This window comes from Streptomyces sp. NPDC060064, assembly GCF_042736455.1.
In the GTDB taxonomy this organism is placed as follows: Bacteria; Actinomycetota; Actinomycetes; order Streptomycetales; family Streptomycetaceae; genus Streptomyces.
Genome location: NZ_JBHWWF010000017.1, coordinates 1 through 14,689, shown reverse-complemented (window position 1 = coordinate 14,689; position 14,689 = coordinate 1). Strand labels below are relative to the sequence as shown.

Sequence of the window (14,689 nt, the reverse complement as noted above, 5' to 3'; positions counted from 1 at the left end):
CCGGTCAGCCGCTCACCCCGGGACACCTCCCCGTGGACGGCAGGCTGCTCGGCGACCACGCCCCCTCAGTCGGCCAGCCGGAACGCGAGCTGGATCTCCCATTTGGACATGTCCGGCTCCACCCGCGGGTCCGTCAGATACGACTCGATACGGCAGGCCCAGCGCTCAACGCCGTCCACCACCGTCATGTCCCACTCCAGGCCCTCCCGCGCCGCCCACTCCCGCAGCGCGGTGATGGTCGCGAACAGCCGGTCGGGGTGGCCGGTATGGGTGACCGTCACATAGCGGCCCGCGGGCAGTACCGCGATGCCGATGTCGCCCTCCGGCTCCGGCGCGGAGACGACGGGCATCCCCGCTTCGACCTCCGACTCCCCGTCCATGTCGATGGCGTTGAAGCGGAAGAACGGGGCCCCGTTGAACTCCGCACCGCGGCTGGTCAGCCAGCCGATCAGTTCCGGCAGTCGGTCCGCGATCACGGCGAAGGCGTCCATTCGTACGGCCCCGCGGACGAAGGCGTACAGCTGCTCCCCGCGCTCCACGACCGTCGGCTGGATCTCGGACATCTGTTTCCTCATGGCATCAAGGACTGTGCGGTGAACGGGAATTCATCGGAACAGCGCCCCGCCGGTCAGTTTCCGGCGACGTCTTTGACCGCGACGGTCACCGGCACCGAGCCGCTGATCAGTTCCAGCGTCAGCCCTGCCGTTGCCGGCGACTCCACGAGCTCCGCGAGCACGGCCGCCACATCGTCACGCGGCACTGTGCCAGGGCCCGTCGAGGCTTTCAGCTGTACGAGACCGGTGCCCGCGTCGTTCGTCAGCATGCCAGGCCGCAGAATCGTCCACTCGAGGCCGGACTTGGACCGTACGTAGTCGTCTGCGGCGCCCTTCGCCCGCAGATAGACGTCGAACTCCGATTCGCCCGGGTGCTGGGCGTCGGCGCCCATCGACGACACCACGATGAACCGCCGTACGCCTGCTCGTTCCGCCGCGTCCGCGAAGAGCACCGCGGCGCTGCGGTCCACCGTTTCCTTGCGTGCGGTGCCGCTGCCCGGGCCCGCGCCCGCCGCGAACACCGCCGCTTCGGCGCCCTGCAGCACCGCCGCGACCTGCTCGACCGAGGCCGACTCCAGGTCCAGGAGGACCGGTTCGGCCCCCGCTTCCCGCAGGTCGGCGCCTTGTTCCGGCTTGCGGATGATGCCCGCGACCTCGTGTCCGCGCGCCGAGAGCAGACGCTCAAGACGGAGCGCGATCTGACCATGTCCTCCAGCGATGACAATGCGCATGACTACGACGGTACGTCCGAAGCGCGCCGCTCGCTCACGGACCGGCGTCCGGTCGCGGCTCAGGGACCGGTGTCCGGCCGCCCCTGCCGCGGCAGTTCGAGCGCGACGGCGACCGCCGAGTCGCAGTACTCACGCACCGCGCTGGTACGGGCCACCACCCGCCCGCGGTGAATGACGATCCGGCTGTACGCCAGCGACAGCACGCCCGAGATCCGCTCGCCGCGCACCGCCAGCAGCTCCGCCGGGAAACCGGCCTCCACCCGCACCTCGGGCAGCCCCATCGCCTCCCGGGCGGCCCCGGCCACGGCCCGGTAAGCGTCCTTGGACCGCATCCGGCCCTGCGAGGCCAGCAGATACGCCGCCTCCAGCGGATCCCCGCGGCCCACCGGGTTCGACACGTCCCGCAGCGCCCCGCTGCCCGCCGCGACCCGCACTCCCGCCGCGCGCAGCAGCCGCACCGGTGCGTTGCCCCGGTGTTCCACGGCCCCGCAGCCGCCCTGCGGCACACAGACCACCGTGACGCCGGCCGCCGCGAGCTGGTCGGCGGCCCTGGATGCCGACTCGCGCGGCTGTCGAGCGAGCCCCGCGCACGGCCCGATCACCACTCCCGAGCGCAGCCCGCCCGCCATGGCCGCCAGCCGTGCGAGCCGCGCCGGATCGTCGCCGTGGGTGTGCAGGTCGACGGGGCAGCCGTGCTCGGCGGCGACCTCCAGCACCGCCTCCGCGTACCCGGTCGGATCGGGGTCGGCGTCCGGACAGCCGCCCACCACCCCGGCGCCCATCTTCATCGCGTCGCGCAGCATCGCCAGACCGTCCGCCCCGGCGACGCCCGTGAGTAGCCGGGGCACCGCGACGGCCGTCAGATCCGCCAGCCCGCGCAGTGAGCGCCGAGCCTGGAGCACTGCCTCCAGCGGGCCGAGACCCTGCACATCTCCGATGCGTACGTGCGAGCGCAGCGCCGTCGCGCCGTGCCCGAGCTGCAGCAGCGCGGCCTCGGTGGCCCGCCGCTGGACATCTTCGGTCTCGTACGAGACGGGGCCGGGGGAGTCGGCGGTGAGCGCGGTGTCGCCATGGGCGTGCGGTTCGGCCGGGGCGGGCAGCAGCAGATAGCCGCGCAGGTCCACGCGGGCGGAGCGCGGGGTGAGGCTGCCCGCGGTGCCGACCGCCTCGATGCGTCCGCCACTGAGCCGTACGTCGACGGTGCGGCCGTCCGTGAGCCGGGCGCTGCACAGGAGCAGCGCAGTGGTGTCCGCGGTGGCGCCGTCGGGGGGCTGCGGCTGGCTGTCGGGCATCGCGCTCCTGCGTGGGGCGGTGGGGCTCGGGCGGCGCGACGAGGGCAGGATCACGCAGCGTGAGTCGAGCCTAGGGGCGCTCGGAGCGCGCTTCGAGGAGGAGCGCAATAGTCGTACCGGTGTGGCCACGAGTGGCGTACGGGACGGGCGGTGCGGAAGCCGGGCTGAGGACCGGGCAGCGGGCCACGAAACGGATTTGGGCGATCGGCGACCGACCGTGTAATGTCTTCATCGCTCGCCCCAATAGCTCAGTCGGTAGAGCGTCTCCATGGTAAGGAGAAGGTCTACGGTTCGATTCCGTATTGGGGCTCTGATGTCGGAGATCCTCACCTTCGGGTGAGGGGATCCGGTATCGAAGCGGTGTAGCTCAGTCGGTAGAGCAAGCGGCTCATAATCGCTGTGTCACCGGTTCAAGTCCGGTCACCGCTACATACAGTAGCCGATTGTGGGGTCGGTCCTCCGATCGGCTACTCTTTTATGCGTTCATCCGTCCATCCGTCCAAGGAGCACTCACGTGGCTGCCACCGACGTCCGCCCGAAGATCACGCTGGCCTGCGTGGAGTGCAAGGAGCGGAACTACATCACCAAGAAGAACCGGCGTAACAACCCGGACCGACTTGAGATGAAGAAGCACTGCCCGCGCTGCAACTCGCACACGGCGCATCGCGAAACCCGCTGAATCAGGCTCGTACACGAGGCCGCCCCCACTGGGGGCGGCCTCGTGTCGTTTGTAGTGGCCAAATCCCGGCAGGGCCAATCCAATCCGGCCCAGCAGGGTCAATCCATCAGGAGGGAGCCAGTCCATGGCGCTTGACCAGTCCTTCGTGGGGCGGACCTATCCGCCCACCTCGCCTTACGAGGTCGGCCGGGAAAAGATCCGGGAGTTTGCCGAGGCGGTGGGTGACGCCAATCCCGCGTACACCGACCAGGAAGCCGCCAAGGCGCTCGGCCACGCCGATGTGATCGCTCCGCCGACTTTCGCCTTCGCGATCACATTCAAGGCTGCGGAACAGGTCATTCAGGATCCGCTGTTGGGACTGGACTACGACCGTGTGGTGCACGGCGACCAGAAGTTCGCGTACACGCGGCCGGTGCGGGCGGGGGACCGGCTGACGGTCACCTCGACCATTGAGGCCATCAAGTCCCTTGCCGGCAACGACATCGTGGATATCCGCGGTGAGGTGCGCGACGAGTCGGGCGAGCATGTCGTGACCGCGTGGACGAAGCTGGTGGCGCGCGCCGCCGAGGAGGCGTGATGACGGCGAAGATCTCTTACGCGGACGTCGAGGTCGGCACCGAGCTGCCGGCCCAGAACTTTCCCGTGACGCGCGCCACGCTGGTGCAGTACGCGGGCGCCTCCGGGGACTTCAACCCGATCCACTGGAACGAGAAGTTCGCCACCGAGGTCGGGCTTCCGGATGTGATCGCGCACGGCATGTTCACCATGGCCGAGGCGGTCCGGGTGGTGACGGACTGGGTCGGCGACCCGGGCGCCGTCGTCGAGTACGGCGTTCGCTTCACCAGGCCCGTCATCGTTCCGAACGACGAGCAGGGCGCGCTGATCGAGGTCAGCGGCAAGGTCGCGGCGAAGCTGGACGACAACCGGGTGCGCGTCGACCTGACGGCGATGAGCGCCGGGCAGAAGGTGCTGGGGATGTCCCGGGCCGTGGTCCGGCTCGCCTGAGGTACGAAGACCGGTAGGAGAGATGTGTAAGGGGCACCCGCCATGGCGGGTGCCCCTTACTTTGTCTTCGTCCGGTGCCCCGCGCCGCCTCGCCCGCGCCGCTTCTTGACTTAGTTAGTGATTGGACACTAACTTACTCGCATGGCCAGGATGAGCGCAGACGAGCGACGCGAGAGCGTCATCCGCGCCGCGATCACCGAATTCGCGCGCGGCGGCTACAACGGCACCTCCACCGAGGCGATCGCCAAGCGGGTCGGCGTATCGCAGCCGTACCTCTTCCGTCTCTTCAAGAACAAGCGGGAGCTCTTCCTCGCAGCGGCGCTCCGCTGTCTGGAGGAGACCCCGAAGGCGTTCGCCGACGCCCTGGAGCGGCGTCCCGACAGCTCACCGCTGGAGGCGATGGCGGCGGCGTACATGGAGCTCATCGGTGACGGCGACAAGCTGCTGATGCAGATGCAGACGTATGTCGCCGTGGCCTCCGCCGAGGCGGCGGGGGACCACGAGTTCGGTGAGCGGATCAGGGCCGCCTGGGCCGAGATCTGGGACCAGGGGCAGGCCGCCTTCGCCGGGGACGTGAACGAGACGACCGACTTCCTCGGTTGCGGCATGCTGATCAACGTCCTGGTGGCGCTGGGCTTCCCGGAGGATCACCGGGTGTGGGCCGGGCTCGACATGTCCGACATCAGGGCTTCGCGCTAGTTGCAGGATCCCGCTTCCTCGGGGGGTGGGGAGAGTTCTGCCCGTGAAAGTTAGTCATCAATAACTAACCCTCTGGGGGAGCAGTGAACCAGCAAACAGCCCGCCGCGGCAGCGCCGCCTGGGCCCTCGTCATCACCAGCGTCGCCAGCTTCATGGCGGCCCTCGACAACCTTGTCGTCACCACCGCCCTCCCCTCCATCCGCAAGGATCTCGGCGGTGCGCTGGAGGACCTCGAATGGACGGTGAGCGCGTACACCCTCACCTTCGCCGTACTGCTGATGTTCGGGGCGGCCCTCGGTGACCGCTTCGGCCGCCGGAAGCTCTTCATCGTCGGCCTCACGATCTTCACCGGTGCCTCCGCCGCGGCCGCGCTCGCACCCGGTATCGACGCCCTCATCGCCGCCCGCGCCGTCCAGGGCGTCGGCGCCGCGGTCATGATGCCGCTCACCCTGACCCTCCTCACGGCGGCCGTGCCCGTCGCACGCCGCGGCGCGGCCCTCGGCATCTTCGGCGCCGTCACCGGCCTCGCCGTCGCCAGCGGCCCTCTCATCGGCGGCAGCCTCACCGAACACATCTCGTGGCAGTGGATCTTCTGGCTGAACGTCCCGATAGGCGTGGCCCTGCTGCCGCTCGCCCGGCTGCGCCTCGACGAGTCGTACGCCCCGAACGCCCGGCTCGACGTCCCCGGCACCCTCCTCGTCAGCGGCGGCCTCTTCGGCATCGTCTACGCGCTGGTCAACGGCAACGCCGACGGCTGGACCAGTACCCCGATCCTCGCCGGTCTGATCGTGGGCACCGCACTCCTCGCCGGCTTCGTCCACCACGGCTTCAACAACAAGAACCCCATGCTCCCCATGCGGCTCTTCCGCAGCCGCGCCTTCTTCGGGATCAATATCGCGAGCCTGCTGATGTTCCTGGGGATGTTCGGCTCGATCTTCCTGCTCAGTCAGTTCCTGCAGGGCGTCGCCGGCTATTCGCCCACCGAGGCGGGCCTGCGGATGCTGCCCTGGACCGGTATGCCGCTGATCGTCGCGCCCATCGCCGGATACCTCTCCGACAAGATCGGCGGCCGCCCGGTCGTCGTCACCGGACTCGCCCTCCAGGCGATCGGCCTCGGCCTCTTCGCCCTGGTCATCGAGCCCGGTGTCTCGTACCCGGCCCAGCTTCCCGGCCTGATCCTCGGCGGTATCGGCATGGCGCTCTACTTCGCCCCCGCTGCCAGTGTGGTCATGTCCAGCGTCAGTCCCGCCGAGCAGGGCATCGCCTCCGGTGCCAACAACGCCCTGCGCGAGGTCGGCGGAGCCCTCGGTGTGGCGGTCCTCGGCGCGGTCTTCGCGGCCCAGGGCGGCTACGAGTCCGCCGACGCCTTCACCGACGGCACCGTCCCGGCACTGTGGATAGGCGCCGGAGCGGTGGCTCTCGCGGCACTGATCGCCCTGCTGATCCCGGGCCGCCGCCGCACGGTCGAAGCAGGTCCCCAGGAGGCTTCCCCGGCCGCCGAGGAGCGCGAGCCCATCGCCGTATGACGGCCGGAGTGCGCAGACGGTCCGTGGCCCCGCCCGAGCGGTGGGCCACGGACCGTACCCTTGTCCCCGTGCAGGAACTCCACGACGCTCCCCTCGCCCCCCTGACCACCTTCCGGCTCGGCGGCCCCGCGACGCGCCTCGTCACGGCCACCACCGACGACGAGGTGGTCGCCGTCGTACGCGAGGCGGACGCCGCCGGCACCCCGCTGCTGATCATCGGCGGCGGCAGCAATCTGGTCATCGGGGACAAGGGCTTCGACGGCACCGCGCTCCGTATCGCCACGCGGGGCTTCGAACTCTCCGGTACCAAGCTGGAGTTGGCGGCCGGTGAGGTCTGGACGGACGCGGTCGCCCGCACCGTCGAGGCGGGGCTCGCGGGCATCGAGTGCCTGGCCGGCATCCCCGGTTCGGCCGGTGCGACGCCGATCCAGAACGTCGGCGCGTACGGCCAGGAGGTCTCCAGCACCATCACCGAGGTCGTCGCCTACGACCGTCGCACCGGCGAGACGGTCATCGTCCCGAACGCCGAGTGCGCCTTCTCGTACCGCCACAGCCGCTTCAAGCAGCACCCCGAGCGCTATGTCGTGCTGCGCGTCCGCTTCGAGCTGGAGGACGCGGACGGCCTGTCCGCGCCTCTGAAGTACGCCGAGACAGCCCGCGCCCTCGGCGTCGAGGCCGGCGACCGCGTCCCGGCCGCAGCGGCCCGCGAGACCGTACTCAAGCTGCGTGCAGGCAAGGGCATGGTGCTGGACCCCGAGGACCACGACACCTGGTCCGCCGGGTCCTTCTTCACCAATCCGATCCTCGAGCAGGCCGCGTACGAGTCCTTCCTGGCACGCGTCCACGACCGCCTCGGCCCGGACATCGCGCCGCCCGCCTTCCCGGCGGGGGAGGGGCGTACCAAGACCTCGGCGGCCTGGCTGATCGACAAGGCCGGCTTCACCAAGGGATACGGCACCGGGCCCGCGCGTATCTCCACCAAGCACACGCTGGCCCTCACCAACCGTGGCGAGGCCACCACCGAGGACCTGCTGGCGCTCGCCCGCGAGGTCGTGGCGGGTGTGCGCGAGGCCTTCGGCGTCACGCTGGTCAACGAGCCGGTGACGGTCGGCGTCAGCCTGTGAAGCTGACGGTCGGCGTCAGCCTGTAAAAGCTGTTGGAACCCGCCGGGTTCCAGCGTTGCCCGGGTCCGCCCGGCAGCCGGTTCGTCCTCGATCTCCCCCCAGGGCTAGTACGCCACCCCGACTCCCTGCTTCACCGTCGCCGGGTCGTCGACCATCGCCAGCATCGCGTGTGCCACATCCGCCCGGCCGATCATCCTGCCGCGGCGCGGACTGCCGCCGACGGCCGTCCGGTAGGAGCCCGTCAGCGGCTTGTCCAGCAGCCGCGGCGGGCGTACCGAAGTCCAGTCCGTCGTGCTGCGTGCCAGCTCCTCCTCCATCGTCCGGAGGTCGTCGTACACAGCCTTCAGCGCTGTGTTGATGGCCGCCAGCATCGCGCGGTCCAGCAGCGGCTGGCGCTCCGGGACCGGGCCGAGCGGGGCCGCGCTCACCACCAGCAGCCGACGTGTCCCCTCCGCCTCCATCGCCCACAGCACCGAGCGCGTCAGCTTCGCCGCGATCCCGGCGTCCGCGCGCTTGCGTGCGCCGAGACCCGAGAGCACCGCGTCGCGCCCGGCGACGGCCTCCCGCAGCGACTCGCCCTCCTTCAGATCCGCACGGAAAACCTGCAGGCCGGGGCCCGTGACCGTGAACCGCGCCGGATCGCGAACCACCGCCGTCACCTCGTGCCCCGCCGCCAGTGCCTGCGTGACGATCTCCTGCCCGATGCCGCCGGTCGCGCCGAAAACGGTGAGTCTCATGGCCCGCACCTCCATGGTGGGTAAGTATTCACTCACCTCTAGAGTGGGTAAGTACTCACTCACCCGTCAAGTGCCTTTCGGAGGTTCCATGCAGAGACCGGCCCGCGCCCGCATCCTCGACGCCGCGCATGAGCTCCTGCTCACCATCGGCCTCGCCCGTGCCACCACCAAGGAGATCGCCAAGGCGGCCGGCTGCTCGGAGGCGGCGCTCTACAAGCACTTCGCGAGCAAGGAGGAGCTCTTCGTGACCGTGCTGAAGGAGCGGCTGCCCAGGCTCACCCCGCTGCTGGACACACTCATCGCCGACCCGGCGCGGCGCACCGTCGAGGAGAACCTCACCGAGATCGCCCGCGAGGCCGCGCTCTTCTACGCCCAGAGCTTCCCGATCGCCGCTTCGCTCTACGCCGACCCCCGGCTCAAGCAGCGCCACGACGCGGCCCTGCGCGAGCTGGGCGCAGGCCCGCACATGCCCATCCGGGACCTCGACGCCTATCTGCGCGCCGAGCAGGACGCCGGCCGGGTGCGCGCCGACGCGGACACCTACGCGGGCGCGTCCCTGCTTCTCGGTGCCTGTACGCAACGGGCCTTCGCGTACGACATGACCGCGGACGGAAAGCCTCCGCAGCCGCTCGACGAGTTCGCCGCGGGACTCGCCCGTACGCTGCTGCGCGGAATCAGTTAGCCGGCCCGTCGGTCAGCCAGTCGTCGATGCCGGCCAGCAGCTTGTCCCTGATCTCCTCGGGCGCCGCCGAGCCGCGCACGGACTGCCGGGCCAGCTCCGCGAGCTCCGCGTCGGTGAAACCGTGGTGCGTCCGCGCCAGCTCGTACTGCGCCGCCAGCCGGGAGCCGAAGAGCAGCGGGTCGTCCGCCCCGAGCGCCATCGGCACCCCGGCGTCGTACAGCGTCCGAAGCGGTACGTCCGCCGGCTTCTCGTACACGCCCAGCGCCACATTCGACGAGGGGCACACCTCGCAGGTCACCCCGCGCTCGGCCAGCTTCCGCAGCAGCTGTGGGTCCTCCGCGGCCCGTACGCCGTGACCGATCCGGGAGGCGCGCAGATCGTCCAGGCAGTCCCGTACGGACGCGGGTCCGGTCAGCTCGCCGCCGTGCGGCGCAGCCAGCAGGCCGCCGTCCCTGGCGATCGCGAAGGCGCGGTCGAAGTCCCGTGCCATGCCCCGGCGTTCGTCGTTGGAGAGACCGAATCCGACGACCCCTCGGTCCGTGTACCGCACCGCGAGCCGCGCCAGCGTGCGCGCGTCCAGCGGATGCTTCATACGGTTCGCCGCGACCAGCACCCGCATACCGAGACCGGTCTCCCGTCCGGCGCGCTCCACCGCGTCCAGGATGATCTCCAGCGCCGGAATCAGACCGCCCAGCATGGGGGCGTACGAGGTCGGGTCGACCTGTATTTCAAGCCACCCCGAGCCGTCCCGTACATCCTCCTCGGCCGCCTCGCGCACCAGCCGCTGGATGTCCTCGGGCGAGCGCAGACAGGACCGGGCGATGTCGTAGAGCCGCTGGAAACGGAACCAGCCGCGCTCGTCGGTCGCCCGTAGCTTGGGCGGTTCGCCGCTGGTCAGGGCATCAGGCAGATGGACGCCGTACTTGTCGGCGAGCTCGAGCAGGGTGGTGGGTCGCATCGACCCGGTGAAGTGCAGATGCAGGTGGGCCTTGGGCAACAGCCTGAGGTCTCGTTCAGCGGCTCCGCCGCGGGCACGAACTTGCTCCATTGAAGGATCTTGCCGCACCTGCCCGCCGTCCGGCAGCCCCTTTCCCCGATCGGGTCCTTGCCCGAACGAAGAAACGGAACGGAAACGGGCCCCCGGCCGAAGCCGGGAGCCCGTCAGCCCACTCACGTGAGCAGATTCAGTCGCGCGCCTCGGCCAGCAGCTTCTGGATCCGCGAGACACCCTCGACCAGGTCCTCGTCGCCCAGTGCGTACGAAAGCCGCAGATAGCCCGGCGTACCGAAGGCCTCGCCGGGAACCACCGCCACCTCGACCTCGTCCAGGATCAGCGCGGCCAGCTCGACCGAGGTCTGCGGACGCTTCCCGCGGATCTCCTTGCCCAGCAGCGCCTTCACCGTGGGGTACGCGTAGAACGCGCCCTCGGGGGTCGGGCAGAGCACACCGTCGATCTCGTTGAGCATCCGCACGATGGTCTGGCGGCGCCGGTCGAAGGCGGTCCGCATCTCGGCGACCGCGTCCAGGTTCCCGGAGACCGCGGCCAGCGCCGCGATCTGCGCGACATTGGAGACGTTCGACGTGGCGTGCGACTGCAGGTTGGTCGCGGCCTTGATCACGTCCTTGGGGGCGATCATCCACCCCACGCGCCAGCCGGTCATGGCGTACGTCTTGGCGACACCGTTGACGACGATGCACTTCTCGCGCAGCTCGGGGACGAGCGTGGGGAGCGAGGTGAACTTCGCGTCGCCGTAGACCAGGTGCTCGTAGATCTCGTCGGTGAGGACCCACAGGCCGTGCTCGGCGGCCCAGCGGCCGATCGCCTCGGCGTCGGCCTCGCTGTAGACCGCGCCCGTCGGGTTCGAGGGCGAGACGAAGAGGACGACCTTCGTACGCTCCGTGCGCGCCGCCTCCAGCTGCTCTACGGAGACCCGGTAACCGGTGGTCTCGTCGGCCACGACGTCAACGGGCACACCGCCCGCGAGGCGGATCGACTCGGGGTAGGTCGTCCAGTAGGGAGCCGGCACGATGACCTCGTCGCCCGGGTCCAGGATCGCCGCGAACGCCTCATAGATCGCCTGCTTGCCACCGTTGGTGACCAGGATCTGGGAGGCGTCGACCTCGTAGCCGGAGTCGCGCAGCGTCTTCGCGGCGATGGCGGCCTTGAGCTCGGGGAGCCCTCCGGCCGGGGTGTAGCGGTGGTACTTCGGGTTGCGGCAGGCCTCGATCGCGGCCTCGACGATGTAGTCGGGTGTCGGGAAGTCCGGTTCACCCGCGCCGAAGCCGATCACCGGACGGCCGGCGGCCTTGAGGGCCTTTGCCTTGGCGTCGACGGCGAGGGTCGCGGACTCGGAGATCGCGCCGATGCGGGCGGAGACCCGGCGCTCGGTGGGAGGGGTTGCAGCGCTCATACGGGCCATCGTCCCAGACAGCAAACGGACCCGGCACACGTGTTTCGAGTAGCGGACAGGAACCGGCCAGGAGCTATCTGTTCGACGCCGGGCCTGCAACCACGTACACTCACTCGTCGTTGGCCCTCACCAACCACATCTACGGATGGGGTAGGTTGGGGAAACCACAAAGGGTCGTAGCTCAATTGGTAGAGCACTGGTCTCCAAAACCAGCGGTTGGGGGTTCAAGTCCCTCCGGCCCTGCTACACACACCTTCGCCAGGTTGTGTGCGCATGTACGTACATTAAATGAACCGCCGTGCGGCTCCACCGGGCGCGGCGCGGCCACGACCCGGAATCAGGTGAAAGATCGTGACGGACGCCGTGGGCTCCATCGACATGCCTGATGCCGATGATGAGGCGCCGGAGTCGAAGAAGCGGAGCCGCAAGGGCGGCAAGCGCGGGAAGAAGGGCCCTCTGGGCCGACTCGCGCTCTTCTACCGACAGATCGTCGCCGAGCTGCGCAAGGTCGTCTGGCCCACTCGTAGCCAGCTGACGACGTACACCACAGTGGTGATTGTCTTCGTAGTCGTCATGATTGGTCTGGTGACCGTGATTGACTATGGGTTCCAGGAAGCCGTCAAGTACGTCTTCGGCTGATCCCGCGGAGGGCGCCGGCAGCGGCGCCCCTTTCGCATGTTCCACCCCATCTGTATCCAGGAAGAAGCAGCCACCGTGTCTGACCCGAACCTGAACGACGCCGTCGAGCCCGTGGAGGGCGAAGAGACTGCGGCGACGGCCGAGGCGGCCGAGGCTGCGCCGGACACGGTCGACATCGACGCGCTCGACGACGACGCGCTCGACATCGTCGAAGGGGCCGACGAGGTCGACCTCGCCGAGGCTGCCGACGCCGCTGTGGGTGAGCCGGCCGAGAAGGCCGCGATGCACGTCGAGGACGAGGCCACCGCGGTGGCCGAGGTCGAAGAGGACGAGGCCGCCGCGGTGGCCGAGGTCGAAGAGGACGAGGCCGCCGCAGCCGACGTCGACGAGGACGCCGAAGAGGCCTCCGGCGCCGAGGACGAAGAGCCCGCGGAGCCCGAGGCCCCTGCCGACCCGGTCGCCGCTCTCCGCGACGAACTTCGCGGACTGCCCGGCGAGTGGTACGTCATCCACACGTACGCCGGGTACGAGAAGCGCGTGAAGGCGAATCTGGAGCAGCGTGCCGTCTCGCTGAACGTCGAGGACTTCATCTACCAGGCCGAAGTGCCCGAGGAAGAGATCGTCCAGATCAAGAACGGCGAGCGCAAGAACGTCCGCCAGAACAAGCTTCCCGGCTACGTCCTGGTCCGTATGGACCTGACCAACGAGTCCTGGGGCGTCGTCCGCAACACCCCCGGCGTCACCGGCTTCGTGGGCAACGCCTACGACCCGTACCCGCTGACCCTGGACGAGATCGTCAAGATGCTCGCCCCGGAGGCCGAGGAGAAGGCCGCCCGCGAGGCCGCAGAGGCCGAGGGCAAGCCGGCTCCGGCCCGCAAGGTCGAGGTCCAGGTGCTGGACTTCGAGGTCGGCGACTCGGTCACCGTCACCGACGGCCCGTTCGCGACGCTGCAGGCCACGATCAACGAGATCAACGCCGACTCGAAGAAGGTCAAGGGCCTCGTCGAGATCTTCGGCCGCGAGACCCCGGTCGAGCTCAGCTTCGACCAGATCCAGAAGAACTAGTTCGTTCTGGAACATACGCCTCCGAACAGGTCAGAACGGCTCTCGCAGCCGCTCTGACCTGCTCGGTTTTTGGCCGCGCAGCTGTACCCGTTATCGTTGTGCGGTATGCCTCCATCCGGATGACTGGATGGAGCGCTGAAAACTCTCACTAGGACCCGGAGAGAGCAATGCCTCCCAAGAAGAAGAAGGTCACGGGGCTTATCAAGCTCCAGATCCAGGCCGGCGCGGCCAACCCGGCTCCGCCGGTCGGCCCCGCGCTCGGTCAGCACGGCGTCAACATCATGGAGTTCTGCAAGGCCTACAACGCCGCGACCGAGTCGCAGCGTGGCATGGTCGTGCCGGTGGAGATCACGGTCTACGAGGACCGTTCCTTCACCTTCATCACCAAGACTCCGCCGGCCGCCAAGCTGATCCTCAAGGCCGCGGGTGTGGACAAGGGCTCCGGCGAGCCGCACAAGACCAAGGTTGCCAAGCTCACCGGCGCCCAGGTCCGCGAGATCGCCACGGTCAAGATGCCCGACCTGAACGCCAACGACCTGGACGCCGCGTCGAAGATCATCGCCGGCACCGCCCGTTCCATGGGCATCACGGTCGAGGGCTGACAGCTCAGCTCCCCGTACGACCTCTCAGTGGTAGGACCAAGCGCTGGTCCGCACCACGACTCCACCCCTGAACCTCAGGAGCAGAAGTGAAGCGCAGCAAGACTCTCCGCGCTGCGGACGCCAAGATCGACCGGGAGCGCAACTACGCCCCGCTCGAGGCCGTCCGTCTCGCCAAGGACACCGCCGCCACCAAGTTCGACGGCACCGTCGAGGTCGCCTTCCGCCTGGGCGTTGACCCGCGCAAGGCCGACCAGATGGTCCGTGGCACCGTCAACCTTCCGCACGGCACCGGCAAGACCGCCCGGGTCCTGGTCTTCGCGACCGGTGACCGTGCTGCGGCCGCGGAAGCCGCGGGCGCCGACATCGTCGGCTCCGACGAACTGATCGACGAGGTTGCGAAGGGCCGGCTGGACTTCGACGCCGTCGTCGCCACCCCGGACCTCATGGGCAAGGTCGGCCGCCTCGGCCGCGTGCTCGGTCCGCGTGGTCTGATGCCGAACCCGAAGACCGGCACCGTCACCCCCGATGTCACCAAGGCTGTGAACGACATCAAGGGCGGCAAGATCGAGTTCCGCGTCGACAAGCACTCGAACCTGCACTTCATCATCGGCAAGGTCTCCTTCGACGAGACGAAGCTGGTCGAGAACTACGCCGCGGCGCTGGAGGAGATCCTCCGTCTCAAGCCGTCCGCCGCGAAGGGCCGCTACATCAAGAAGGCGACCCTGACCACGACGATGGGCCCCGGCATCCCGCTGGACTCCAACCGCACCCGCAACCTCCTCGTCGAGGAGGACCCGGCTTCCGTCTGAATCTGACGGCAGCCGCGGGTCTCGCGTACTGAAGCCGGTCCCCGCACACAAGACCGAAGTGGGGGGGACGGGGTTATTAGTTAGCGCGGTGGTTGGGCTGCGGTAGGGTTATGTGTTTTAGCTGTGAGCACAGG

Annotated in this window: 17 protein-coding genes and 3 tRNA genes; 14 read left to right on the top strand and 6 right to left on the bottom strand. The window is 69.1% G+C overall.

The window, feature by feature from the left end:
• Window positions 1–65 precede the first annotated feature (65 nt).
• The 3 genes from ACFWDI_RS20845 to ACFWDI_RS20835 form a co-directional block, all read right to left on the bottom strand.
• Window positions 66–563 (bottom strand): GyrI-like domain-containing protein, encoded by a 498-nt coding sequence (locus tag ACFWDI_RS20845; RefSeq protein ID WP_385305863.1) that lies wholly within the window; start codon window positions 561–563, stop codon window positions 66–68.
• A 65-nt stretch (window positions 564–628) separates the two neighbouring features.
• The gene (locus tag ACFWDI_RS20840; RefSeq protein WP_385305861.1) at window positions 629–1,285 is read right to left on the bottom strand and encodes an SDR family oxidoreductase; all 657 of its coding nucleotides are present in this window, start codon (window positions 1,283–1,285) and stop codon (window positions 629–631) included.
• Window positions 1,286–1,344: 59 nt separating this feature from the next.
• Window positions 1,345–2,577, bottom strand: a complete 1,233-nt coding sequence (locus ACFWDI_RS20835) for an amidohydrolase family protein (protein WP_327325464.1) — start codon at window positions 2,575–2,577, stop codon at window positions 1,345–1,347.
• 237 nt (window positions 2,578–2,814) lie between these two features.
• On the opposite strand from ACFWDI_RS20835, the gene ACFWDI_RS20830 reads away from it, so the two are divergent.
• The 8 genes from ACFWDI_RS20830 (at window position 2,815) to ACFWDI_RS20795 (ending at window position 7,610) form a co-directional block, all read left to right on the top strand.
• Window positions 2,815–2,887: transfer RNA gene (locus ACFWDI_RS20830), tRNA-Thr, on the top strand.
• A gap of 46 nt (window positions 2,888–2,933) precedes the next feature.
• Window positions 2,934–3,006: transfer RNA gene (locus tag ACFWDI_RS20825), tRNA-Met, on the top strand.
• An 85-nt stretch (window positions 3,007–3,091) separates the two neighbouring features.
• Window positions 3,092–3,256: a 50S ribosomal protein L33 gene (gene rpmG / locus ACFWDI_RS20820; protein WP_003956487.1), complete on the top strand. Its 165-nt coding sequence runs from the start codon at window positions 3,092–3,094 to the stop codon at window positions 3,254–3,256.
• A gap of 124 nt (window positions 3,257–3,380) precedes the next feature.
• Window positions 3,381–3,833 carry a MaoC family dehydratase N-terminal domain-containing protein gene (locus tag ACFWDI_RS20815; protein ID WP_385305859.1) on the top strand — a complete coding sequence of 151 codons (453 nt, stop codon included), beginning with the start codon at window positions 3,381–3,383 and terminating at the stop codon, window positions 3,831–3,833.
• Window positions 3,833–4,261 (top strand): MaoC family dehydratase, encoded by a 429-nt coding sequence (locus ACFWDI_RS20810; protein ID WP_362678292.1) that lies wholly within the window; start codon window positions 3,833–3,835, stop codon window positions 4,259–4,261. Before ACFWDI_RS20815 ends, ACFWDI_RS20810 begins: the two co-directional genes overlap by 1 nt.
• 141 nt (window positions 4,262–4,402) lie before the next feature.
• Window positions 4,403–4,960, top strand: coding sequence for a TetR/AcrR family transcriptional regulator (locus ACFWDI_RS20805; protein WP_385305857.1), 558 nt, complete (start codon window positions 4,403–4,405; stop codon window positions 4,958–4,960).
• Between the two features lie 83 nt (window positions 4,961–5,043).
• Window positions 5,044–6,486 carry an MFS transporter gene (locus ACFWDI_RS20800; RefSeq protein ID WP_385305856.1) on the top strand — a complete coding sequence of 481 codons (1,443 nt, stop codon included), beginning with the start codon at window positions 5,044–5,046 and terminating at the stop codon, window positions 6,484–6,486.
• A gap of 68 nt (window positions 6,487–6,554) precedes the next feature.
• Complete coding sequence (locus tag ACFWDI_RS20795) at window positions 6,555–7,610, top strand: UDP-N-acetylmuramate dehydrogenase (protein WP_385305855.1); 1,056 nt, start codon at window positions 6,555–6,557, stop codon at window positions 7,608–7,610.
• A gap of 104 nt (window positions 7,611–7,714) precedes the next feature.
• On the opposite strand, the gene ACFWDI_RS20790 is transcribed toward ACFWDI_RS20795, so the two are convergent.
• Entirely contained in the window at window positions 7,715–8,347 is a 633-nt protein-coding gene (locus tag ACFWDI_RS20790) for an NAD(P)-dependent oxidoreductase (RefSeq protein WP_385305854.1), read from the bottom strand.
• 88 nt (window positions 8,348–8,435) lie between these two features.
• On the opposite strand from ACFWDI_RS20790, the gene ACFWDI_RS20785 reads away from it, so the two are divergent.
• Window positions 8,436–9,029, top strand: a complete 594-nt coding sequence (locus tag ACFWDI_RS20785) for a TetR/AcrR family transcriptional regulator (RefSeq protein ID WP_385305853.1) — start codon at window positions 8,436–8,438, stop codon at window positions 9,027–9,029.
• On the opposite strand, the gene ACFWDI_RS20780 is transcribed toward ACFWDI_RS20785, so the two are convergent.
• Together ACFWDI_RS20780 and ACFWDI_RS20775 are read right to left on the bottom strand one after the other, a co-directional pair.
• Entirely contained in the window at window positions 9,022–10,077 is a 1,056-nt protein-coding gene (locus ACFWDI_RS20780; RefSeq protein ID WP_385305852.1) for an adenosine deaminase, read from the bottom strand. The genes ACFWDI_RS20785 and ACFWDI_RS20780 overlap by 8 nt on opposite strands.
• A 136-nt stretch (window positions 10,078–10,213) precedes the next feature.
• A complete protein-coding gene (locus ACFWDI_RS20775) occupies window positions 10,214–11,440 on the bottom strand; it encodes a pyridoxal phosphate-dependent aminotransferase (RefSeq protein ID WP_327325473.1) in 1,227 nt (408 codons plus the stop codon).
• Between the two features lie 170 nt (window positions 11,441–11,610).
• Between ACFWDI_RS20775 and ACFWDI_RS20770 the strand changes: the two genes are divergently transcribed.
• The 5 genes from ACFWDI_RS20770 (at window position 11,611) to rplA (ending at window position 14,555) form a co-directional block, all read left to right on the top strand.
• A tRNA-Trp gene (locus ACFWDI_RS20770) sits at window positions 11,611–11,683 on the top strand.
• 108 nt (window positions 11,684–11,791) lie between these two features.
• Window positions 11,792–12,079 carry a preprotein translocase subunit SecE gene (secE, locus tag ACFWDI_RS20765; protein ID WP_385305850.1) on the top strand — a complete coding sequence of 96 codons (288 nt, stop codon included), beginning with the start codon at window positions 11,792–11,794 and terminating at the stop codon, window positions 12,077–12,079.
• 75 nt (window positions 12,080–12,154) lie between these two features.
• Window positions 12,155–13,144 (top strand): transcription termination/antitermination protein NusG, encoded by a 990-nt coding sequence (gene nusG / locus ACFWDI_RS20760; RefSeq protein WP_385305849.1) that lies wholly within the window; start codon window positions 12,155–12,157, stop codon window positions 13,142–13,144.
• Window positions 13,145–13,311: 167 nt separating this feature from the next.
• Window positions 13,312–13,746, top strand: coding sequence for a 50S ribosomal protein L11 (gene rplK, locus ACFWDI_RS20755; protein WP_307661693.1), 435 nt, complete (start codon window positions 13,312–13,314; stop codon window positions 13,744–13,746).
• A gap of 86 nt (window positions 13,747–13,832) precedes the next feature.
• Entirely contained in the window at window positions 13,833–14,555 is a 723-nt protein-coding gene (gene rplA / locus ACFWDI_RS20750; protein WP_385305847.1) for a 50S ribosomal protein L1, read from the top strand.
• Window positions 14,556–14,689: the final 134 nt, after the last annotated feature.